Source organism: Altererythrobacter sp. Root672, assembly GCF_001427865.1.
In the GTDB taxonomy this organism is placed as follows: domain Bacteria; phylum Pseudomonadota; class Alphaproteobacteria; order Sphingomonadales; family Sphingomonadaceae; genus Croceibacterium_A.
Map to the genome: position 1 here is coordinate 853,129 of NZ_LMHH01000001.1, position 21,902 is coordinate 875,030.

The following is a 21,902-nucleotide window of genomic DNA, read 5'->3' on the forward strand; positions in this document are numbered from 1 at the left end:
CGACGTCCGCCTTCAGGGGCTTAGAACGTCGAGTCCAGCTTGTTGCAGGTTGAGGCCGAAGCCGTCGGCGAGGGATTGTAGATCTGTGTCAGATCGCGATCGTCGCGGACGTAGAAGGCCGCTTCGCGACGTAGACGGATCTTGCCAAGCACCCAGTCGCCGAAGACAGGCTTATAGTCATAGCTGACTTCGGCGAAGATAATGGCGCTGTTCGCTTCCGCTTGAACACGGTTGGAACCGGCGCCCATACCTTGGAAACCAGAGGTCCCGGACGAAGGTTGCGTGGCGCCCTGCGCCCCGTAGCTTGAAGGGGCGTTTAGCTTACCTTTGCAGCGCTGCCAGGTGATTGTCTGCAGGCCGGAGGCATTCCGCTGCAGGCTCGAGACAACGATCCGGCCCTTCTCGAGGATCTCCAAGCTACCGCCACCTTGAATCCGCGCACCGAGCAGTGCGTCGTTGATGTCGACTTCGCGAAGCTGGGGCAGGCCGAGTGGTACCGACTGCTTGGCGCGAGACAGGTTGTCGGCGACGGTCATGGCGATCTGGTTCACGCGCATGTTGGCGATAGCTAGGCCTGCCACTTCCACGCCCGTGAAGCCGAGCGCCATGAAGATGGGCAATGCGAAGCCGAATTCGATGAAGGCCATGCCTTCCTCGTCGCCTTTAAGGCGGCCGAGAAATGCGCGCGTCTCCTTGATGGCGGTGGTTATGTTGCCGGACATATCTTGACCCCCACCCGAGCGGCTTGAGCGGAAAATGGCTGGTTGCGAAGGTAGGTCGACGCCATGATCGTATGGGTCTGTGAATCACCCAGCATCGCCCAAAGCGGGAAGATCCGCGTGTAGGTTACCTGGGCGCTGATCGAGAGGACGTCCTGCGCACCACCGCGCCCGGCCATGCCGACGTCGGTGTCATAGGTTCCGTTGCCATTTCGGTCGACGAAACACTCGTTCGCATCCCACTGGTTATTGCTATTCTTGTCGGTGAAATCTTCCGGCAGCATGATGTCGTTGTAGTTGGCATAGTACTGCGGATCGAACGTGAACTGGATATCCGTCGATGCATCACCGACCGGAAGAACGGCCACGACCTGACTATTCACGCGTTTCTTGATGGAGCTCCATTCGGTATTCTCCAGTGACGCCGAACGTGCGCCTTCCTCGACCGCGCCCTGGAGCACCGCTTTGGCGTAAATGAGAAAGCCAAAGTCGAAGACGGCCATCAGCATCAACAGGAAGACCGGGGCGAGGATCGCGAACTCGATGATTGTCGAGCCGGTTTCGTCGGTCAGGACCTTCCGCAAGGTTTTGAGGCTTGCTCTCGTAAAGCGCTCGATCATTGGACAAGCCTCAGGTCTGCGACTTCCTGCGCAATGCTCCTGAAAGCGTTGCGGAGTTCGGTCGTGTTGTTGGCCTGGTAGGCGCGTCCGGGATCGGCGCAGCTCGACAGGTTGCCGCCCACCGCCGTTCCGAAGGCGATCGCCCAGATGCTGACCGCGCCGCGCTGCGCATCGCACAAGGCCTGGAACCGGCGAGCGTGCAGAGTCGCAAGCCCCGTGCCCGTGGTACCCGCAACGCGCTTGGAGACATCCTCGACACCGTATGCGGTATAGGAGGATGAAGCTTCCGCCGGTTCACCATCGGTCAGGAAGATGATGTGACGGCTGATTTGACCGCCATTCGGGCCGGTAAGGTTGCGGCTCGCGAACATCCCTTGCGGGTTGATCAGGCGAAGGCCCCAGATCATGCCGACGTCGAGATAGGTGTTACCGCCCGGAGACAGCCCGTCGATGTAGGTATCGAACTCGGTCTTGGTCATGACATTGAGGTTGCGGATCCGCGCCGTCGGGCAGGTGTATCCTGGGTTGGGATAATTGCTCAGATCGCTGGTGTTGACCGTGCGCTGAGCCGTTTGCTTCCGATTCCACGTGATGTCGCGCAGGACCGGACGCCACCTGAGCGTGTCGCTTGTGCCACCATCGACGTAGTTCAGGTCCTTCGCGGCAGCCGGAATGGGCGCGAAGGTGGACACCGCCGTTGTCGTGCGTTCTTCGATGCAACCATCCCAAGTTGTGCTCTTGCCCGTAAGACCCGCCAGCTGACGCAGGGCGACCATGTCGAACGATCCAGCCGTGTCGACACTGAAATCAGTGGGCAGAGTGCTCGGGTCAGAGAGGTAGTTGATCGCCGTTCCTGACTTGAACGCAGATACGTCAAGATTCAACGGCTTCAACGTCCAGTTCGTGAGTTTATATTTGGTCTGCTTGATGTACTTTGTTTTCGTTACCTGCCTCGTGCAGCTATATTTGTTCCCATCGCTCCAGGGATTTGTAACGCGCGAGAAGGTCAATTTGTAGTAGTAGGCAGACGCGTCAGTGGGCTCGCTGGTTAGCCAGCTTCCCGAGCCGTCCTTCTGGTAGAGAACGGAATCCCCCTGGGCCTCCCCGCCCGGCCAGGACGTGCGCGGATACAGCCACACGTTAGGGGAGCTATCGATCGTGAAGCTGAGGTTGGACCCGTACTGATCGCAGTCATAGGTCGAGACATTCGACCCGGTCCCACTCTGCGCCAGGAACGGCTCTTTCGTCGCGGCGGTATCTTTGTTGAAGATCTGCGTGAGTGTTGTCGGCGTTGAACTCGAATCCGGAGCCCATTCGGTCACGGCCGTATTGAAGTTCGCAACACGGGATTCGACTTCCATGCTGTCGATCAGATTGCTGAGCGGAGCCTCGCCCTTCAAAGTGTTGGGGCTGCTCTTGAACAGGTCCTTCACGTTCACGGCCTGGCTATATGGCACGAACCCATATCGCAGCTGCGACTGGGTATTGCCGACCATCGCGGTTTGCAGCGTGGTGTAGAAGTCCTTCGCGGCAGACTTCAGCGCGTCGATCTTCTTCGTCCCACTGATCGACTCGTCCATCGAACCGGTAACGTCGAGCACCAGCACGACGTCGATGTTCGGGACCTGGACGTCGGCGCTGCAGTTGACCGTAAGTTTGTACGGCTTTGCCCCGAACATTCCCATGATAACCATTGGAAGCGTGGTCTTGGCCGTTCCGCTGACCTTGCCCGCGACATCCGCAGAGGTCACGAAACTCGTGGTGTTGGTTCCGTAGTCTGCGTCTTGGAAGTTGAAGTTGAACATGCTTCTGGCGCGGGCCTTCGCCGCGTCGGTGTATATGGCCGCGGGCATAGCCTTGCGGCCCGCCAGAACAGCTGAGTCACATGCAGCCTGAATGCGGCTCTTCGTGAGATATACACGGCTGATGTCGACCGCGCCGCCGATCACGGCAAGCATGGGCAGCGTGGCGGCAGCAGTCAAAGCCATGATGTTACCGGCTTCGTTGCGCAATAGCTGCTGGAGCACGCCTTTTCGGCTGCTCCTGCTAGGATTCCGCGATGCGTTTTGCTTGGCATCAAGCATGGAACTGACCCCGAATAACTCGACCCAGTTCCAGCCATTACAGTTTTACGGTGACCGGACCCTCAAAGAGGAGGGTTAACAATGTGTTTCGAGACCCCTGTCCAGAATCCACGGCCTGACATCTGCCGGGGAAAGGCATCATGACGCTTTATCACCTTATAAATCAATGATTTATAGAGTGTTGAAATTAGTCGGCGCAGCAGCGGTCCGATCTCCGCTGGGTTGCGTTACCTCGGGTGCATCAACCCATGCTGTGGCCAACGATCGTACCGCGCTAATCGCACTTGGAAGGCGTTGCGTTCAGCGTTGGGGGTTCTGTCAGGTCGCGATCGTCCCGGATGTTGAACGCGGCGAATTCCCTGATTTCGCCGAGGGGCAGGCCCATGACCGGCATCAGCCGTTGGTATCGATAGACGACCTCTACGACCATCACCGCGGTGTTGGGTGCCGCGGTCACTTCGGCTCCGGCCGGTCCCATTCCGCTCGCGATCGTGGCCCCTTCCACGCCGTAAGCCGATGCATCATCCTGTTCGCCGAAACAGCGCTGCCAGACTATCTTTTGACTGCCGTCGTCGTCTCGTTGCAGGCTCGACAGGATGATGCGCGCGTTCTTGTCGATGTCGAGAGGGCCGGCTTGCAGATCCGCGCCGATGAACACGTCGTTGATGTCGGCTTCGCTGATGGGTTTGTTTCTGAGCCCAGATTGTGATCCCATGCGTGAGGCGTTGTCGGACACCATAGCGGCCAATTCACCGATCTGCTTGGTGGCGATCACGTAGTTGGCAAGCTCAAGTCCCGATCCCATGAGAATTAGGAGTAGCGGCAACGACAGCGCGAATTCGACGAAAGCCACGCCCCGCTGGTCTCGGCGCAGTTGCCCATAGGAGTGCAGCCTGCGGAATTTCGCAAATGGTGCGATCAAAGCGGTCCTCACGACGAGCAATGCAATTCTTGAGGTTCGGCCTGCGTGCCGAACGGCTGATTGCGAAGGATCGTGCTAGCCGTGAGCCTCGCTTGCGGATTCCAGCCAAGCAGGCCGGCGAGTGGGAACCAACGGTTGTAGGTGAGGTTCGCCGTGTAGATCACGACGTCATTGGCGTTTCCACCACCTCTTACTCCGGCATCCGCATCCCACTGACCGTTGCCGTTTGCGTCGATATACAGTTCATTATTGTCGCAGACGCCGTTGCCGCTCGAAGCGCCGCCGCCTGTGTCATTGAAGGCTTCGGCCCGGTTCTGGGCACCCCCATAGGATCTGTAGGCGATGTACGTAAACTCCAGGTCCCCATTGGGGACGATCCTTTGGACCTGGCTCTCGATACGGGCATCCATTGCCGCACGGGTCGCATCAGTCGCGGTTTCAAGCGTCGAGGAACGCCCCGCCGCGTTGATTTCCCCTGCAAGGACCGAGCGAACGTAGAGATAGTGCCCGAGGTCGAACACAAACATCAGCATTCCCAGAAAGATCGGTACGACAAGGGCGAATTCGACGACGGTCACACCCCGACAGTCATGCAACAGGCGCCGAACCGATCGAAGCAAGCCGGAGCTCTTCATCCGGTGATCCGTAGGGCGGCGATCTGCGAGGCGATGTCGGCGAAGGTCTTGTTCAACGCGGCAGCATTTTTGGCCGGATAATACCGGCCGGTCGAAGCGCAATCTCCAAGCATTTTAAGGGTGGCATTGTTCTTGAGGACTTCGTCGCCGAAGGCGATGGTCCACACCGTGATGTTCATGCCGCCCTTCGCCTGCGCGCATAGTTCACCCAGGCGTGCTTCAGTGACCTCATTGTCGAGAGCATTGTTAGTGAACGCGGAATCCTTCTTGATGCGCAGCCGGTCCATCGCGGACACACCCCAGGCGGTGTAGGCGCCGAATTTCGTCTGGATTTCTCCGTCTGTCATGAAGATCAGATGGCGGTTGACCCGGCCATTTGCCTCCGCGAGTTCATGTTCGGTCTTGAAAAGCCCGATTGGTGACATGAGGCGCAGGCCCCACATGAACCCGATGTCGTGATAGGTGTAGCCTTCCATGCGCAGCGCATCGACATAGGCCTTAACCGCGGCGACATCTTCTTCTCCCGAGGTGAACTTGCGCGCGGGGCTCGGGCACGAGACGTACAGCGCATCTGGCGCGTAACGGAATGCGTCATTAGTAGTCCGATTCCTCGGATCATTCGGATCGTCAGTGTAATTCCATGAACTGGGGTTCGATTGCGCGGGACTTGCAAAGCGGGCGAAAACGAGCCTTGGAAGGTAAGGCTTCCACTGGGTCTTGGGATCCGAAGTGGGTATCAGGTTAACGTCCATGTCATACCTGATCCCGCTTTCGCCTGGGCGAAGCGTGGCGCGCTCTTCGATGCATCCCGAGGTCGGGTCATCAACAGGCTGGTCTCCGGCCCTCGCGCCAGGCTTCTGTATCCACCAAAAGGATTCGGCCACCGTGTCGTTGCGCGAGGTTGTCGGAGTGTCTCTAAACTTAGCGTAACTCAGAGTATTTATGTCTATTTTGCCGCCCGCTGTCCCACCTCTTCCGTCAGGCTTCTTCAAGCCGTCGATGGAAAAGGGGATCTTTCCGTAATTGTAGAAATATGAATAAACATCAACTTCAGTTTCCGGATAAAATTCCGTCTGTCCGGCTTTGGGATGTCTAGAAATTTCATAGAAATATGTGACTACAAGATTTTTGAATTCAGTTTTTAATATTTCACACTTACCATTAACCATTCGGCTTCCGTAGTAATAGCCATCTCTTGTAATGACTCTCTGAAATCTACGCGGGAGTGCAGGTGCTGCTGGCACTGGATCAGTTGACTTGTCCGTAGTGACATCGGTATTTTTGTAGCCAGAAGGAACTGTGCAATCTTCTGGATTTCCGTAACCTACGATTACGGGATTCAATGCTTCGCCGGTAGATGTCTGTCCCAAGAGATTTTGGACCGTCAAGGCCTCGGGATAAGTGTAGCTGCCTCCGCCGCTTTTGACCTTCTGCTTCGTCGCCTCGTAGGTCATGCGGGAATTGTATTCAGGCTTGTCCTGGATCCATTCCGGCTTGAGCAGTCTTCCGACGTTGACTGTGGATGAATAGGGTACAAAGCCATACCGGATCGTGCTGCCGTCGGGCTTCACATCTTCCAGCGTGTCGATGAACGATTTGACCGCCTCCTTCATGGCCCTTTCACGAGATGTGCTTTCACCCGGATCGGTCTGGGTCATCGACAATGTCGTATCGAGCACGAACATCACGTCGGTATTGGGTAAGTGCAGGTCAGCCGTACACGTAACGGCCACGTCACTTTCTTTGACGTCGAACATCGCCATCAGAGTCATCGGCACAGGAACACTGGCAGTGCCTTTAACTGCACCGCTGTCCTTGCTTTCCTTAGCCTTACCGAAATTGAATTCGATGGTGCCAGTCCCGTACCGACCCTCGGGGAAGTTGGCCTTGAAGAACTGGTTCGCGATCGCTTCGCTGTCTTTTGTCCAGGTTACCCCGTTCATCGATTTGCGCGCCGCCAGCGCGCCGGCGTCGCAGGCCTGCTGGAGGCGGGTCTTGGTCAGGTAGATGCGGCTTAGGTCGACACCCCCGCCCACCAGAGCGATCAGAGGAACGAGAGCCGCCGCCGTGATGGCAATGACGTTGCCGCTCTCGCTATAACGCAGCCGGCGCAACAGGCCGCGGTTGCCATCGGCTTTCGGCTTCTGCAGTTGACGCGGAGTGGTGTCATGCATGGAGAGGTTCCCGGGATTGCCCGACCGATCCCCACCGAGGCACCTTAACGAAGATAAACTTTTCGAAGGGCGGAGCGGCAATGGTCAAGTCTCGATCGAAGTTCAGATTCTTGCCGCCCGGACGCCAGCCTTTCCCCAGTAGGAAGGCGTAATGATGGCGGCTGAGGCGACTTTGCTTGACGGTCTACTAGAACCAGAAAGGCTCGCTTTTCACTACGTAGATGGCCGTAGTCGCAAGGAGTGGTTAACCATATTGGCGCTCGACCAGCGCATGACCGCGATCCTTCGTTTGCGCCGTGAACCGCTCATGGCGCAGGTCCGCCTGGCCTGGTGGCGAGAGACGCTCGGGCGCGATCCAGCGCGGTGGCCGCTGGGCGAACCGGTGCTCGAGGCGTTGCGCGAATGGCGTGATCCCTCCGGCCTCGCGGCGCTGGCTTCGGGCTGGGAGGCGCTGCTTTCGGAAGACCTCACATCCGACGTAATCGCTGAATTCATCGCGGGGCGGGGGGCGGCGTTTACCTGCCTTGCGCGCGAGTTGGGAGTGGAGGCGACCGAGGACGCGCGTGCGGCCGCCGAAGTGTGGGCGCTGGCGGACTTGGCGGCCAACATCTCGAACGATGCGGAGCGGGCCCGAGTGGTGGGCTACCGAAAGGACCTGAGCGTCCCGCGCTTGCCGCGCTCGCTTCGGCCGCTGGCTGTGCTGGCGGGATTGGGAGCGGCAGCGCTGCGGAAGGGAGGGGCGCCCCTGCTCTCCGGCAGGGCAAGTGCGCTTCTGGTCTTGCGGATCGGGCTTATCGGGCGGTAGTTAAGTCCCTGAAATTAAAGGGGGCTCTGTGAATCGCATTGTGCTGGGCGCGTTTGGCGCGCTCGTGTTCGCCGGCATCGGCTTGTTCTGGCTACAGGGCAGGGCGGAGGTGGAAAAGGCCGCGCCGCCACCCACCGTCCCGGAGGCGGCTCCGACGGGGCTTCCCAGCGCCGACATCGCCGGACTGAAAGGTCCGGCCCCGCCTGAAGCGAGCGAGCTCAACCAGGAGCAGCGTCGGTTCTTCCGCTACGATCGCAACCGCGACCTGGCGATCACCCGCGAGGAAATGCTCTCGACCCGCACCGGGGCCTTTCGCGACCTGGACGTCGACGGGAACAACCTGCTGACGTTCGAGGAGTGGGCCGTGACCACCGTGAAGCGCTTCGAAAGCGCGGATGCGGATGGCAACCGCTCGCTCACCCAGAAGGAGTTTGCAGCGACGGCGCCCAAGCCAACAAGCACCCCGCGTTGTAGCTGTTGAGGCCCCAGCCCGTCAGGCGGGGACCTTTTCGGTGGAAGCGAGCCATTCGCCAAAGTCGGCCTTGGCGCGTTCGGTGTAGGCTTCTTTCCGCTGCTTCTTCTTCACGTCGTGCAGCGGTGGGAAAAGGCCGAAGTTCACGTTCATCGGCTGGTAGTTTTCAGCCTCGGCATCTCCGGTGATATGCGCGAGGAGGGCGCCCATCGCGCTCGTACGGGGAGGGGAGGTCCAATCGTGCCCAGCCACTTCCGCCGCGGTCATCAAGCCGGTGAGGAGACCGACCGCCGAGCTTTCGACATAGCCCTCGCAGCCGGTGATCTGCCCGGCGAAGCGAATGTGCGGAGCGCTTTTCAGGCGCAGCTGGCGGTCGAGCAGGGTGGGGGAGTTCAGGAACGTGTTGCGATGGAGCCCGCCGAGCCGGGCGAATTCGGCATTCTCCAGGCCCGGGATCGTGCGGAACAGCCGGACTTGTTCGGCATGGCGGAGCTTGGTCTGGAACCCGACCATGTTCCACAAGGTGCCGAGCTTGTTGTCCTGCCGCAGCTGCACCACGGCATAAGGCCAGCGGCCGGTGCGGGGATCGTCGAGCCCGACCGGCTTCATAGGTCCATAGCGCAGTGTGTCGACGCCGCGCTCGGCCATGACTTCGATCGGCATGCAGCCTTCGAAGTAGGGAGTGTTCTCCTCCCACTCCTTGAAGGTGGTCTTCTCGCCGTCGATCAGGCCCTGGTGGAAGGCTAGGTACTGCTCCTTGTCCATCGGGCAGTTGATGTAATCCTTGCCGTCGCCCTTGTTCCACCGCGACTGCATCCAGCACACCGACATGTCGACGCTCTCGTGGTGGACGATGGGCGCGATGGCATCGAAGAAGGCCAGGCTGTCGCTACCGGTGGCGCGACCGATGCTCTCGGCGAGCGAGGCTGCGGTCAGGGGGCCGGTGGAGCAGATGGTCAGGCCGCTTTCGGGGAGTGCGTCGACCTTTTCGCGCACGATCTCGATGTTCGGATGGCTCTCGAGGGCTTTCTGGACTTCCCCCGAGAACACGTCGCGGTCGACGGCCAGAGCCGAACCTGCGGGTACACGCGCGACTTCGCCAGCGCGCATGATGAGCGAGTCCAGGCGCCGCATCTCGTGATGAAGCAGGCCGACGGCGTTGCGCTCATCGTCGTCGGAGCGGAAGCTGTTCGAGCAGACGAGCTCGGCCAGCCCGTCGGTCTGGTGAGCGGGCGTCGACCCGCCGCCGCCGCGCATTTCCGAAAGCCGAACTTTTACGCCGCGACGGGCGAGTTGCCACGCGGCTTCGCTGCCGGCGAGGCCGCCGCCGATGATATGGACCTGGTACGTCATGCAACGGGCGCTTGCTCCCGGGCGCCCGCCGCGTCAAGGAAAGGCATGTCCCGACGCGCGCTAGCCGAGAAACGTCCGCTCATCCTGGCCAGCATCGTCGCGGCCCTGGCGTTCTACTACTTGCGTTGGGGGCCATTGCCCGAACTCTACCTCATCCCGATCAAAGGCGCGGCCGTCGGGTTGCTCGCCGCGTACCTGTGGCTGCGTCATTCAAGTCCCGACGCGAGGCTGATGGCCTGGGCCTTTGGGGCAGCTGCGCTTGGTGACGTGGCGTTGGAGGTTAGCGCGGAACGGACGATCGGCGGGCTGCTGTTCTTTGCCTACCACGTGATGGCGATGGGCGTTTACCTGCGAAACCGGCGCGAAGAACTTTCGCCGAGCCAGAAGGCCGCGGTCGTGGCGATGTTGATCCTCACGCCACTGATCGCCTGGATGATGCCTGCGGATCGCGCCCAGGCGTTGAACATGGGCCTATATGGCCTGGCACTCGGCGCCATGTGCGCCAGCGCCTGGGCCAGCGATTTCCCCCGCTATCGGGTTGGGGCGGGGGCAGCGCTGTTCCTGGTCTCCGACTTGCTGCTGTTCGCCGAGATGGGGCCGTTGCAGGGCAGCGTGGTGCCGCTCGTGCTTGTCTGGCCGGTCTACTACCTCGGGCAACTCCTGATCGCGACCGGGCTCGTAAGCACGTTGCGCAAGCGCGATCCGGAGCTGCGCCTGGTCAAGAACGGCTAGGCTTCGAGTCGAGAGGCATGCGTCTTCATCGCGGTTGCCAGCCACTCGGTGAACCCATTGCCGTGCGCCTCATATCGGGCGCGAAAGCCCGGGTGCGAGAGGTATAGGTCAGCGAGACCTCCATAGGCTTGGGGCGGACATTCACGACCCCACATCGTCGAAACCCAATCGCGGTGACGGTTCAATGCCGGAGAGAGACTGGCATCGACTGCAGGGGCGCCCGCGCGGAAGCGTTCCACCAGCGCCATTTCCGCGGCATCGCCTTCCTCCAAGGCTGCACGCATCTTCTCTGGTCCGGCTTCGCCCCAGTGCGCTTTGCTGGCTTCGATCCCCTTGCGGGCGTCTTGGCCTAAGTGGTCGACTAGTTGCGCCTCGTAGTCCGCTTGTTTTTCCGGCGCGAAGCCGTGGTAGAGGTCTTTGTCTTTCATCGTGCCTTCTCCGTTCAGTTCCGCGATCGTGCGGTCGATCGTGCGGAGGAGTTGGCGAGAACGCTCGACCCGGTTGGCCAGAATGGACCGGTGTTCCGAGAGAATGGCTACGCGGTTGCGCCCTTCGCTTGCCAGGAGCCGTGCGATTTCCTGCAGCGGCACGCCTAGCTCACGATGGAACAGGATGTCCTGCAGGCGCAGCAGTTCCTCGCGCCCGTAGTAGCGATAGCGGTTCTCGCCGATGAACGCCGGCCGGAGCAGCCCGATTTCGTCGTAGTGATGAAGCGTGCGCACCGAGACTCCGGAGAGCCTGGCGAGCTGCTTGACGGTGTAAGTGCCCATGTCGTCGTCCTTCCGCAGGGCGACTCAATAGTCCCTCACGCCACGTGAGGGTCAAGGCCGAAGAGTGCGATTACTCTTCGGCCCCGTTTTCGTCTCCGTCGGGTGTCGGTTCGGGTGCGGGTTCGGAGCTATCCACTTCGACCCCGTCCTCAGCCACCAACTCTTCCACGTCCTCGTCCGGCTCGTCGAGGCGAACGGCGCTGACCACGTGCTCGTCGTCGGCGACGTTGAACAGTCGCACGCCCGCCGAGCCACGCCCGATCACGCGCAAGGACTCGAGCCCGATGCGGATCAGCTTGGCCTGGTCGGTCACCAGCATGAGCTGGTCGGCCTTGGTCGCGGTGAAGCTCGCCACCACCGCGCCATTGCGGGCGATGTTGTCGATGTTGGTGATGCCCTGGCCACCGCGGCCGGTGCGACGGTACTCGTAAGCCGAGGACAGCTTGCCGTAGCCGTTGGCGCAGACCGTGAGGATGAACTGTTCCCTTTCAGCCAATTCCGCAAAGCGGTCGGCAGACAAGTTCGGTTCGCCTTCCTTTTCGGCCTTCCAGGGTGCGAAGCGCAGATAGTCGTCACGCTCGTCCTGGTCCCTCACGCCGACGCGGTGGAGGATCGAGAGCGAGACGACTTCGTCCTTGCCCTTCAGGTTCATGCCGCGAACGCCAGTCGACGTACGCGACTGGAACTCACGAATGTCGTCGGCAGCGAAGCGGATCGCCTTGCCGTCGCTGCTCGCCAAGAGCACGTCATCGCCGGAATCGAGCAATGCGACCCCGATCAGGCGATCGTCGCTTCCATCCTCGAAGCGCATGGCGAACTTGCCGTTCGTTGGAATGTTCGCAAACGCGTCCATCGAGTTGCGCCGGACGTTGCCCTTGGCCGTAGCGAAGACGACGCTGAGGGCGCCCCAGCTATCCTCATCCTCAGGCAATGGAAGAACGGCGGCGATGGCTTCGCCCTGGTCCAGCGCCGGCAACAGGTTGACGATCGGACGTCCGCGCGTGGCCGGGCCGCCTTCGGGCAGCTTCCAGACCTTGAGGCGGTAGACCTTGCCGGCGGTGGAGAAGAACAGCACCGGGTTATGGGTGCTGGTGACGAACATCTCCGAAACCGCATCCTCTTCCTTCGTCGCCATGCCGGCGCGGCCTTTGCCGCCGCGGTTCTGGGCGCGGAAGGTGGAGAGGGGCGTGCGCTTGATGTAGCCGTCGAGCGTGACGGTCACGACCATCTCGCCGCGTTCGATCAAGTCCTCGTCGTCGATGCCGTCCCAGGCCGGTGCGATCTCGCTGACGCGTGGCGTGGCGTACTGTTCGTGAATCTCGGTCAGTTCCTGCCGCATGACTTCGTAGAGTCGACGGCGGTCGCCGAGAATCGAGAGGTATTCCTCGATCGCAATCGCGAGCTCCTTGAGCTCGTCGCCGATTTCGTCGCGGCCAAGCGCGGTCAGGCGATGCAGGCGCAAATCGAGGATCGCCTTCACCTGCATTTCCGACAGACGATAAGTACCATCGGCCCCACCCAGGTCGGGCTCGACCGCCTCTACCAGCGTCAGGTACTGGGTGATCTCAGCAGTCGGCCATTCCTTGGCCAGCAACTTGGTGCGCGCGTCTGCCGGGTTCGAAGATCCGCGGATCAACGCCACGACTTCATCGAGGTGCGACACCGCGACAACCAGGCCGAGCAACAAGTGCGCCCTGTCGCGCGCCTTGTTCAGTTCGAACTTGGTGCGCCGAGTGATGACTTGTTCGCGGAACTGGATGAACGCGTGAATGATTTCGCGCAGCGCCAGCGTTTCGGGACGCCCACCGCGGATCGCCAGCATGTTCGCCGGGAAGCTCGACTGCGCGGGGGTGTGGCGCCACAGCTGGTTGAGTACGACATCTGCGGTCGCGTCGCGCTTGAGGTCGATGACCACGCGCACGCCCTGGCGGTTGGATTCGTCGCGGATGTCCGAAATGCCTTCGATCCGCTTGTCCTTGGCGGCCTCGGCGATCTTTTCGACCAGTCCGGCCTTGCCGACCTGGTAGGGCATGCTCGTCAGCACTATCGATTGCCTGTCGCCGCGGCCCTCTTCGATCGAGTGACGGCAACGCTGGAGGATGGAGCCGCGGCCGGTGGTATAGGCAGCTCGGCTGCCTGCGCTGCCGAGAATAAGCGGGGCGGTCGGGAAATCGGGGCCGGGGATGTATTCGATCAGTTCCTCGGTCGTGATGCCGGGATTTTCGATCATCGCCAGGCAGCCGTCGATCACTTCGCCCAGGTTGTGCGGCGGGATGTTGGTTGCCATGCCGACCGCGATGCCGCCCGTGCCGTTGACCAGCAAGTTCGGGAAGCGCGCCGGAAGCACCGAAGGCTCGTTGCGCGAGGCGTCATAGTTGGGAACGAAATCAACGGTATCCTTGTCGAGATCGTCGAGCAGCGCGTTCGCCACCCGTGCCAGGCGCGATTCCGTGTAACGCATCGCCGCCGGCGGATCCGGGTCCATCGAGCCGAAGTTGCCCTGGCCGTCGATCAGCGGCACGCGCAGCGACCACGGCTGCACCATGCGGGCGAGCGCGTCGTAGATCGCGCTGTCGCCGTGCGGGTGGTACTTACCCATCACGTCACCGACGATGTTGGCCGATTTGCGATAGGGACGTCCGGCGACGTAGCCGCCTTCCTGGGCGGCGTAGAGAATACGGCGGTGAACCGGCTTGAGGCCGTCGCGCACGTCGGGCAGCGCACGGCTGACGATCACGCTCATCGCGTAATCGAGGTATGAAGTCTTCATCTCATCGACGATGTCGATGCGTTCGAAGTCACCCGGTTGGGACACCGGTGGCTCGGGGGTATCGGTAATGTCGTTCACCTGCGCGGTTAGCCCGTCTTGCTGTCGTTTCGTCTTGTCTCAAAGGCCCTAGGCCAAAGGGCACTATCAGGCCAGTCGAAGGGTATAGGGTGCATGGCAGTCTGGCTCTTTATCCACACTTGCCGCCGCTACTGGAGTGAACCTCTGAACGGACTGTCCGGAGGGGAGGTCTGCAAGTGGTTAAATGGGCGTTCATACCGCGATTCCTAGGATGAATTGCAAATTTCGGAGTTTCCCGGCAGTAGCGCGCGCACTATTTGCTATGGCCCGCCACGAACCGGTTCAAGCCCCCCAAAGGAGAGTTTCGAAACATGTTCCCCAAGACAGGTAATGCATGCCGCAAGTCTCGCGGCGGACTGAGTTCCGCCCTTGCGCTGGCGCTCGCCCTGACGGGCGGTGCCGTCGTCGGCACGGCAATGACTGCGTCCCCCGCATTTGCGCAGAATTCGAAAGGTTTTGCCGCAGCTTACAAGCCGGTGGCGGACATCACGAACGCGCCCGGTGGTGATCTTGCAGCAGCCAAGGCGCAGCTTCCCGGCGTCATCGCTGCGGCTGAGACCCCGGACGATAAGAACATCGCCGGCAATCTCTCGCTGATCCTGGGCAACAAGCTCAACGATCCCGTGTTGCAGCGGCAGGGCCTCGAGTTGATGCTCGCCAGCGGCAAGGTCGATCCGGCCCAGGTCGGCGAACTCCAATTCCTCGTCGGCAACCTGGCCTATAACGCCAAGGATTTCCCGGCCGCGCGCACAGCTCTTCTGGCGGCTGTTGCTGCGGGTCGTACCGCGGACAATCCTGAAGGCCTGATTGCCGAGTCCTATTTCGGTGAAGGGCAGAACGCCCAAGGGCTCGATTATCTACAGAGCCAGATCGAAAAGCGCGTCGCCGCCGGCCAGCCCGTTCCCGACCAGTGGCTGGTGCGCGGTCTGCAGGTTGCCTACAACGCCAAGCTCGACGACAAGACGCTTGAGTGGTCGACCCTGCTCGTGACTCATGGCACGTCCGACAAGAAGTGGCTCCAGGCCCTCCAGGTGGTCAACTCGCTGACCACGACGGATAAGCAGGCCCAACTCGACTTGCTGCGTCTCATGGCGCTGACCAACGCGATGAGCGACCGGCGCGAATACGTCACCTACATCGAGACGGCCGATCCGCGCGTCATGTCTAACGAAGTCGGGCGCGTGCTCGATGCAGCCGTTCAGGCCGGCGTGATGACGACGGGCGACCAGTACTACAGTGAAGTCAAGCGCGTGGTCGATGAGCGCGCGGCAGCCGACCGCAAGGATGCGCCGCAGCTTGCCGCCGATGCCCGCAAGTCGGGTTCCGGCCGCGACGCGCAGGTCGCTGGCGACGTGTTCCTCTCGATCGGCTCCTATGCCGAGGCCGAAGAGATGTTCAAGCTGGCGTTGGAGAAGGGCGGCGTCGATCGCGACCAGACTCTGACCCGGCTCGGCATCGCGCAAGTGCACCAGAACAGGTACAGCGACGCCCAGGCGACATTTGGCCAGGTGACCGGCGCCCGTGCGACGGTGGCCCGGATGTGGGCGGCCTACGCAGACTCCCGCGCCTGATAGCGCGGCAAAGCTGGCAAGAAATGCGGCGCGGAGGGCAAGGCCTTCCGCGCCGTTTTCGTATCAGACGTTGAACTTGAACAGCATGACGTCGCCGTCTTGCACCACGTATTCCTTGCCTTCCTGGCGCAGCTTGCCGGCCTCACGAGCGCGAGCCTCCCCGCCGAGCGTGACGAAATCGTCGAACGCAATCGTCTCGGCGCGGATGAAGCCCTTTTCGAAGTCGGTGTGGATTTCACCTGCCGCCTGCGGGGCTTTGGCTCCGTTGTGGAACGTCCAGGCGCGCGCTTCCTTGGGGCCGGCGGTGAAGAAGGTCTTGAGGCCGAGCAGATCGTAACCAGCGCGGATGACGCGGGCGAGCCCGGTTTCCTTGAGCCCCAGCTCGCTTAGGAATTCACCGCGGTCTTCGGGATCCATGGCGACCAGTTCAGCCTCGATGGCTGCTGAAACCACGACGGCCTGCGCGCCTTCGGCCTTGGCCTTGGCGAAGACCTGTTCGGACAAGGCGTTACCGCTCGCGGCGTCCGCTTCGGCGACGTTGCACACGTAGAGGACCGGCTTGGCGGTGAGGAGCTGGGCCTGGGCGAAGACGCGAGCTTCTTCCTCGTCCTTCGGCTCGGTCAGCCGGGCGGGCTTGCCTTCGCGCAGCAGGTCCAGCGCCTGGCCGAGCACGCTGGCGGCGAGCTTGCTTTCCTTGTCGCCGCTCGTGGCGCGCTTCTGTGCAGCGGGAACCCGCTTTTCGAGGCTCTCAAGGTCCGACAGCATCAACTCGGTTTCGACCACTTCGGCGTCGGTCAGCGGATCGATCTTGTTCGCGACGTGCTGGATGTCGTCGTCCTCGAAGCAGCGCAGCACGTGGACGATCGCGTCCACTTCGCGGATGTTGCCGAGGAACTGGTTGCCGAGACCTTCGCCCTTGCTCGCACCTTTCACGAGGCCGGCGATGTCGACGAAAGCCAACTGCGTCGGCACGATCTTGGCCGAACCGGCGATCGCAGCGATCTTGTCGAGCCGTTCGTCAGGCACGGAGACCTGGCCGACATTCGGTTCGATCGTGCAGAACGGATAGTTGGCCGCCTGGGCAGCCTGCGTTTCGGTAAGCGCGTTGAACAGGGTCGATTTGCCCACGTTGGGCAGGCCGACGATCCCGCAGCGGAATCCCATGAAAAGTGTCCTCTGGTCTGGTGTGCGGCGCGCCTTAGCGGGGCTTGACCCGAAAGGCCAGCCAAGCGCTGCTCAGAGCGCTAGGTCAGCAGAACCGTAGCCAGCGAAAGGAAGATGCCCATGCTCGCCACATCGCTCGCGGTGGTAAGGAAGATGCTTGAGGCGGTGGCCGGATCGGCACCCAGCTTCTTCAGCGTCAACGGGATCAGCGCGCCCGCGATACTGGCGACCGTACAGGCGACGATCATCGACACGGCTACGACAGACCCAAGGACCCAGGGCTCGGCTTCTCCCTGCATGGTGGCGTAAATGATCATGCCAATGCCTGCGGTCGCCCCGACGAGTAGGCCGTTGCAGAAGCCGAGCGTGCCTTCCTTGATTACCAGGCTTCGCTCCGACCCCGGCTTGAGGTCGCCGAGCGTCATGCCCCGCAGTGTGACCGCCAGGGCCTGACAGCCCGTGTTGCCGGTCTGTCCGGCCATGACCGGCAGGAACACGGCGAGGATCACGAGTTTGCTCAGGGTGCCTTCGAAGATGCCGACGACCGCGGCGGCAACGAAGGCCGTGAGCAGGTTGATCTGCAGCCAGGGATGGCGGAGCATCAGACTGCGCCGGAGCGGTGTTTCGAGGCGTTCTTCCTTCTCGACACCGACCATGCTTCCCGCCTGGCCGCTGATGGCGATGGCCCGGTTGGCGAACAGCGTTTCGCCGCGCACCAGTCCAGCCAGCGTGCCGTTGGCGTCGATCACCGGATAGACCGGATAGTGCCGCACGAGCGCGGACTTCAGCGCTTCGTCTAGCGGCATGTCTTCCTGCAGCGTGAAGGGATCGCGCAGCATGATGTCGGACAGCTTGTCTTCGGGCTTGGCCAACAGCATGTCGCGCATGACCACCAGGCCTTCGAGGCGGTTGTCCTCGTCGGTGATGTAGCAATAGGTGATGAAGGCGGTGCGGGTGGCTTCCCTCAGCGCTTCGGTCGTTTCCGCCACCGTGGCGTTGCCGCGATAGACGCCGACGGGCGGCGCCATGATGTCGCGTACGCGCGCGTTGCGCTCCTGCGCCTTGGCTGAGATTACGGCTGCGGGCGGTACCGGCGCCTTGCTGGAAACGGTCTCTTCCGTAAGAACCTGGTCCATGAGCCCCCCAGATCTGTGTTGCCCGAGGATAAGTGCGAACTGCCGATCGGCAAAGCACAATATCGGGGAAGACTAGTTCTTGCGAGGTAGTGCCGGATTCCAGGAGTCCATCGTTTCAGTGCTTTGCACCAGCCAGTCCCGAGCTTCGCGTGGACTGCGGAGTGCTATCACCGGGACGCCGGATTCTGCGATCCTCGCCGCCCGCCGTGGTTCCACGTCGATGCGGTAGCGCCAGGTATAACGCCAGAACTCCAGGTCGAAGCGCTCGTCGCAGCCGGGAGCCACGTCTGGGCGGGTGCGGCCCCAGTTCTTGAGCAAGCGCCAGATCATCCGGGGGAAGAACACCCGGCGCGGATAGTCGAGGTTCACAACCAGGTCCGCGCGTTGCAGCCGGCGCGCCAGCGAACTGCCGTAGTTGCCGTCCATGACCCAGCGCGGTCGGGCAATCAGCTCCTCGACTTTGGCCTCCCATTCCTCGCGCGGCGGCTCGATCCAGCCCGCTCGCCAGTATTCAGCATCGAGATGGATGACCGGCAGGTCGAGGCGCTTGCCAAGCTCGGCGGCCAGGGTGCTCTTGCCTGCGCCACAAGGGCCGAGCACCAGGATCCGATCCATCGCCTCAGTCCTGTTGGCGTAGTGCCACGTCGTTCATGAACCGCACTTCGTCTTCCTGTGCGAGCCATTCCGCCTCGGAGCCGATCGCCCCAAGCATGCCTGCGAGCGGGTCCATTTCGGTCTTCGTGTAGTTGCCGAGGACGTAGCCCGTGACGCGGTCCTTGTGACCCGGGTGGCCGATGCCGATCCGCACGCGCCGGAAATCGGGGCCGAGGTGCTGGTCGATCGAGCGCAGCCCATTGTGCCCAGCGGTGCCGCCGCCGTGCTTCACCTTGACCTTGAAGGGGGCGAGGTCGAGCTCGTCATGGAATACGGTCAGGGCACTGATATCGAGCTTGTAGAAGCGCAGCGCCTCGCCAACCGCGCGGCCGCTTTCGTTCATGAAGGTGGCCGGCTTGAGCAGGAGGACGCGAATGCCCGCGATCCTTCCTTCCTGGAGCCAACCCTGGAATTTCTTCTGCACCGGACCGAACGAATGCATGTCGGCCAGCACGTCGAGCGCCATGAAGCCGACGTTGTGCCGCTGCATCGCGTATTGTGGACCGGGATTTCCGAGGCCAACCCAGAGCTGCATCGCGGTTCCCTAAAAGCAAAACGCCGGCCTTGCTAGGCAAGGCCGGCGCTTCGTAGTTCGTTTCGTCGGGCTGGATCAGCCTTCGGAAGCTTCCTCGGCGGCTTCGCCAGCTTCCTCTGCGCCTTCTTCAGCAGCAGCGGCTGCGCTCTGCTTCAGGGCCGACGGAGCAACGATCGTGGCGATCGTGAAATCACGGTCGGTGATCGCGCTTTCCGAACCTTGCGGCAGGGCGACGTTGCTGATGTGGATCGAATCGCCAATGTCGAGCCCGGTCACGTCCAGCTGGACTTCGCTCGGGATCTTGTCGGCTTCGCAGACCAGTTCGAGGTCGTGACGAACGACGTTGAGCACACCGCCCTTCTTGAGGCCGGGGCTGGCGTCTTCGTTCACGAACACGACCGGGACCGCGACTTCGACCTTGGCGTTCTTCGTCAGGCGGAAGAAGTCGACGTGCAGCGGACGGTCGGAGACCGGGTGAAGCGCAACGTCCTTGGGCAGGGTGCGCACGGTCTTGCCGCCGATCTCGAGCATGACGATCGAGTTCATGAAGTGACCGGTGTTGAGCTGGCGGGAAAGCACCCGCTCTTCAACGTGAATTGCAATGGGTTCGTCCTTGCCGCCGTAGATCACAGCGGGGACACGACCGTCGCGACGCAGTGCACGGGAGGCTCCCTTGCCAGCCCGTTCGCGTAGCTCGGCCGGCAGGGTCAGAGCATCGCTCATGTCATTTGCCTTTCGAAAGCGTTTGATACAACTTCCCGCCACGCCTCCAGGGATGACCATGGCCAGGAAGGGCGCGCCCTTACGGGCAAAGGCCCCGCGATGCAAGCGGAAGCGGCTCGCTACTGGATCCGTTTGACCTCGTACCCACGCTTGGCAAGCAGCGCCGGCAGTCCGTCCGAACGCAGCATGTGCGCCGCGCCTACGGCCACGAACGGCTTGCGGCCCTGTTCGAGCGTGGCCGCGACTTTGGCCGCGAACAGGTGGTTGCGGTCGGTCAGCAGCGCTTTTCGCAGCGCGGGGCTCATCAGGTAGCCTTGGTTCATCTGGGTTTCGAGGGCGGCGATGTCGCCCGTGAGCCAGGCCTCGATCCGCTCGTCGGTCTGGTCCTGCGCGGCCTCGTGGGCGATCCCGGCGAGCAGGTCGCGCTGTTGCAGCGGGCTGAGGCCATCGAACCGGCCGAACTGACCCGAAAAGGTCTCGAGCCCTTCGACGGGTTTCCCGGCCTCGAGCAACGCTCGGTCGACCCCATTGCCCGCCTCGCTATCGCGGACGGCGTTGGCCAGCATTAGCGCGGCGGCCCAGGTTTTCACGTCCCAGAAGTCGTCGTCCGACATCCCGGCCCGCTGCATGAGCGCGGCGAGGGCAGCTTGGTCGGCCGCGGCGACCCGAGTGCTGAGCTTGGGTTGCGGAGAGGTCTTGGCGAAGGCCTGGAAGGCATCGGCTGCCTCCTGCGCGTCACCGAGGTTGCCGATTTCGACCACGAGCAAGTCGGACTCGGCAAAGGCTTTCTCGAACGCGGGCGTCCGCCATTCGGCGCCATCAGGCAAGGCGTGGATCGTGCCGAACAGCCAGGCCTGCTCGCCATTCCGGCCGGTCACATGCCACAGTGCAGGCGAGGGGGAGGGCCACTCGCGGGCGGGCTTCGGGGGCTCGCTCTGGCACCCGGCCAGTGCGAGTGCACCGAGCACCGCCAACAGGAAACGCAGCATCACCAGATACGCCGGACCTTGAGTCCGCGCTTGCGCAACTGGTCCTGCACGCTGCCTTTGCCGGCGAGGTGTCCAGCGCCGACGGCGATGAACACCGTTCCCGGCTGCTCAAGACGCTGCACGATCCAGCCCGCCCAGTTGGCGTTGCGCGAAGTCAGCAGCCGCTCGTAAAGCGCCGGATCGCTCATCTCTGAATTCATCAGCGCCGCGAGTTGCTTGGCATCGCCTTCGAGCCATTCGGCCACCATCGCATCGAGCGAGTTGGTCGAGCTCGGCACGGCTTCGACCGTCTGGTCGAGGAACGCCAGCTGCGCTTCGAGCGGCATGCCGTCGAACAAGGCGATCTGCTGGTCGATTGTTTCAAGCGCGTCGCGCTTCTTGCTCTCGCCGGCGAAGCCACCCAGCGCCTTCTCGACCCCCGCTTCGGTATCGTATCCGGAGCGCAGGACGGGCAGCAGCGAAAGCGTCATCGCGGCGAACCAGGGCTCAATCTTGTCGAGCGCCTCGACCGGTAGGCCGAGCGATACCAGGGCCGCTTCGTACTCCTGGCGATTCTCCGGCGTCATCATGTCGCGCAGGGACTTGCCTTCGGGCAGCATTCCCGCGGCCTGGAGCGCGCTGGTCGAGCCCGAAACGTCAGTCAGGTCGACTTCGGTTACCAGTTCGTCCGATGCGTTGAACGCTTTCTCGATACGCCCATCGAACCAGTTCTTGTCTTTTGGCAAGGCGTGCACGGTGCCGAACAGGTAGATCGTCGTATCGGCATCCGAGACGGCCCACAGCGCCGGACCCGGCACTGCGCCGGACGGCGGAGTCTCGACAGTCGCGCAGCCGGATAGTCCGAGCGCAAGGGCGGCAACGCTGGCAACGAGACGTTTGAACGACATTGGGATGAAGGCCCCTGGAAATTCAGCCTCATTTAGAGACTCGCCCGCGCGTTCGCCACTAGTTCCCTCATTCTTCTAAGCGGGTGTGATATTGACGCTACTGTGACCG

The 21,902-nt window shown here is 62.0% G+C and carries 20 protein-coding genes; 4 read left to right on the top strand and 16 right to left on the bottom strand.

Translation table 11 applies throughout. The features are described from left to right. Positions 1 to 20: 20 nt before the first annotated feature. From ASD76_RS04190 to ASD76_RS04215, 6 genes are all read right to left on the bottom strand, one after another. Positions 21 to 722: a TadE/TadG family type IV pilus assembly protein gene (locus tag ASD76_RS04190; RefSeq protein ID WP_055918907.1), complete on the bottom strand. Its 702-nt coding sequence runs from the start codon at positions 720 to 722 to the stop codon at positions 21 to 23. Beyond that, the gene (locus ASD76_RS04195) at positions 707 to 1,339 is read right to left on the bottom strand and encodes a TadE/TadG family type IV pilus assembly protein (protein ID WP_055918910.1); all 633 of its coding nucleotides are present in this window, start codon (positions 1,337 to 1,339) and stop codon (positions 707 to 709) included. The genes ASD76_RS04190 and ASD76_RS04195 overlap by 16 nt, the downstream gene beginning before the upstream one ends. Further along, the gene (locus ASD76_RS04200) at positions 1,336 to 3,327 is read right to left on the bottom strand and encodes a Tad domain-containing protein (RefSeq protein WP_162249636.1); all 1,992 of its coding nucleotides are present in this window, start codon (positions 3,325 to 3,327) and stop codon (positions 1,336 to 1,338) included. Before ASD76_RS04200 ends, ASD76_RS04195 begins: the two co-directional genes overlap by 4 nt. A 370-nt stretch (positions 3,328 to 3,697) precedes the next feature. After that, a complete protein-coding gene (locus ASD76_RS04205; protein WP_235506502.1) occupies positions 3,698 to 4,345 on the bottom strand; it encodes a TadE/TadG family type IV pilus assembly protein in 648 nt (215 codons plus the stop codon). Between the two features lie 8 nt (positions 4,346 to 4,353). Then, positions 4,354 to 4,923, bottom strand: coding sequence for a TadE/TadG family type IV pilus assembly protein (locus ASD76_RS04210; protein WP_235506504.1), 570 nt, complete (start codon positions 4,921 to 4,923; stop codon positions 4,354 to 4,356). 53 nt (positions 4,924 to 4,976) lie between these two features. Next, positions 4,977 to 7,154: a TadE/TadG family type IV pilus assembly protein gene (locus ASD76_RS04215; protein ID WP_055918919.1), complete on the bottom strand. Its 2,178-nt coding sequence runs from the start codon at positions 7,152 to 7,154 to the stop codon at positions 4,977 to 4,979. Between the two features lie 271 nt (positions 7,155 to 7,425). On the opposite strand from ASD76_RS04215, the gene ASD76_RS04220 reads away from it, so the two are divergent. Then, positions 7,426 to 7,959 carry a hypothetical protein gene (locus ASD76_RS04220; RefSeq protein WP_055918922.1) on the top strand — a complete coding sequence of 178 codons (534 nt, stop codon included), beginning with the start codon at positions 7,426 to 7,428 and terminating at the stop codon, positions 7,957 to 7,959. Between the two features lie 28 nt (positions 7,960 to 7,987). After that, positions 7,988 to 8,440, top strand: a complete 453-nt coding sequence (locus ASD76_RS04225; protein WP_055918925.1) for a hypothetical protein — start codon at positions 7,988 to 7,990, stop codon at positions 8,438 to 8,440. Positions 8,441 to 8,452: 12 nt separating this feature from the next. Here the strand turns inward: ASD76_RS04225 and trmFO are convergent, their stop codons facing one another. Further along, the gene (trmFO, locus tag ASD76_RS04230) at positions 8,453 to 9,784 is read right to left on the bottom strand and encodes a methylenetetrahydrofolate--tRNA-(uracil(54)-C(5))-methyltransferase (FADH(2)-oxidizing) TrmFO (protein ID WP_055918929.1); all 1,332 of its coding nucleotides are present in this window, start codon (positions 9,782 to 9,784) and stop codon (positions 8,453 to 8,455) included. A gap of 45 nt (positions 9,785 to 9,829) precedes the next feature. On the opposite strand from trmFO, the gene ASD76_RS04235 reads away from it, so the two are divergent. Continuing rightward, a complete protein-coding gene (locus tag ASD76_RS04235; RefSeq protein WP_055918933.1) occupies positions 9,830 to 10,516 on the top strand; it encodes a lysoplasmalogenase family protein in 687 nt (228 codons plus the stop codon). Here the strand turns inward: ASD76_RS04235 and ASD76_RS04240 are convergent. Both ASD76_RS04240 and gyrA read right to left on the bottom strand, forming a co-directional pair. Then, complete coding sequence (locus tag ASD76_RS04240) at positions 10,513 to 11,286, bottom strand: MerR family transcriptional regulator (protein WP_055918936.1); 774 nt, start codon at positions 11,284 to 11,286, stop codon at positions 10,513 to 10,515. The two genes, ASD76_RS04235 and ASD76_RS04240, sit on opposite strands and share 4 nt — an antisense overlap. 70 nt (positions 11,287 to 11,356) lie before the next feature. Continuing rightward, entirely contained in the window at positions 11,357 to 14,134 is a 2,778-nt protein-coding gene (gene gyrA / locus ASD76_RS04245; protein ID WP_055918938.1) for a DNA gyrase subunit A, read from the bottom strand. A 311-nt stretch (positions 14,135 to 14,445) separates the two neighbouring features. On the opposite strand from gyrA, the gene ASD76_RS04250 reads away from it, so the two are divergent. Then, a complete protein-coding gene (locus tag ASD76_RS04250; protein ID WP_055918942.1) occupies positions 14,446 to 15,705 on the top strand; it encodes a hypothetical protein in 1,260 nt (419 codons plus the stop codon). A 63-nt stretch (positions 15,706 to 15,768) separates the two neighbouring features. On the opposite strand, the gene ychF is transcribed toward ASD76_RS04250, so the two are convergent. The 7 genes from ychF to ASD76_RS04285 form a co-directional block, all read right to left on the bottom strand. Continuing rightward, on the bottom strand, positions 15,769 to 16,869 hold the full coding sequence (gene ychF, locus ASD76_RS04255; protein ID WP_055918945.1) for a redox-regulated ATPase YchF: 1,101 nt from the start codon (positions 16,867 to 16,869) through the stop codon (positions 15,769 to 15,771). Positions 16,870 to 16,949: 80 nt separating this feature from the next. Next, entirely contained in the window at positions 16,950 to 18,005 is a 1,056-nt protein-coding gene (locus ASD76_RS04260) for a magnesium transporter (protein ID WP_055918947.1), read from the bottom strand. A gap of 72 nt (positions 18,006 to 18,077) precedes the next feature. After that, positions 18,078 to 18,620, bottom strand: coding sequence for a hypothetical protein (locus ASD76_RS04265; RefSeq protein ID WP_055918951.1), 543 nt, complete (start codon positions 18,618 to 18,620; stop codon positions 18,078 to 18,080). 4 nt (positions 18,621 to 18,624) lie between these two features. After that, the gene (gene pth / locus ASD76_RS04270; protein ID WP_055918953.1) at positions 18,625 to 19,194 is read right to left on the bottom strand and encodes an aminoacyl-tRNA hydrolase; all 570 of its coding nucleotides are present in this window, start codon (positions 19,192 to 19,194) and stop codon (positions 18,625 to 18,627) included. 75 nt (positions 19,195 to 19,269) lie between these two features. Then, a complete protein-coding gene (locus ASD76_RS04275; RefSeq protein WP_055918956.1) occupies positions 19,270 to 19,917 on the bottom strand; it encodes a 50S ribosomal protein L25/general stress protein Ctc in 648 nt (215 codons plus the stop codon). A gap of 119 nt (positions 19,918 to 20,036) precedes the next feature. Then, positions 20,037 to 20,906, bottom strand: a complete 870-nt coding sequence (locus ASD76_RS04280) for a TraB/GumN family protein (RefSeq protein ID WP_055918959.1) — start codon at positions 20,904 to 20,906, stop codon at positions 20,037 to 20,039. After that, positions 20,906 to 21,793: a TraB/GumN family protein gene (locus ASD76_RS04285; protein ID WP_055918962.1), complete on the bottom strand. Its 888-nt coding sequence runs from the start codon at positions 21,791 to 21,793 to the stop codon at positions 20,906 to 20,908. The genes ASD76_RS04280 and ASD76_RS04285 overlap by 1 nt, the downstream gene beginning before the upstream one ends. Positions 21,794 to 21,902: the final 109 nt, after the last annotated feature.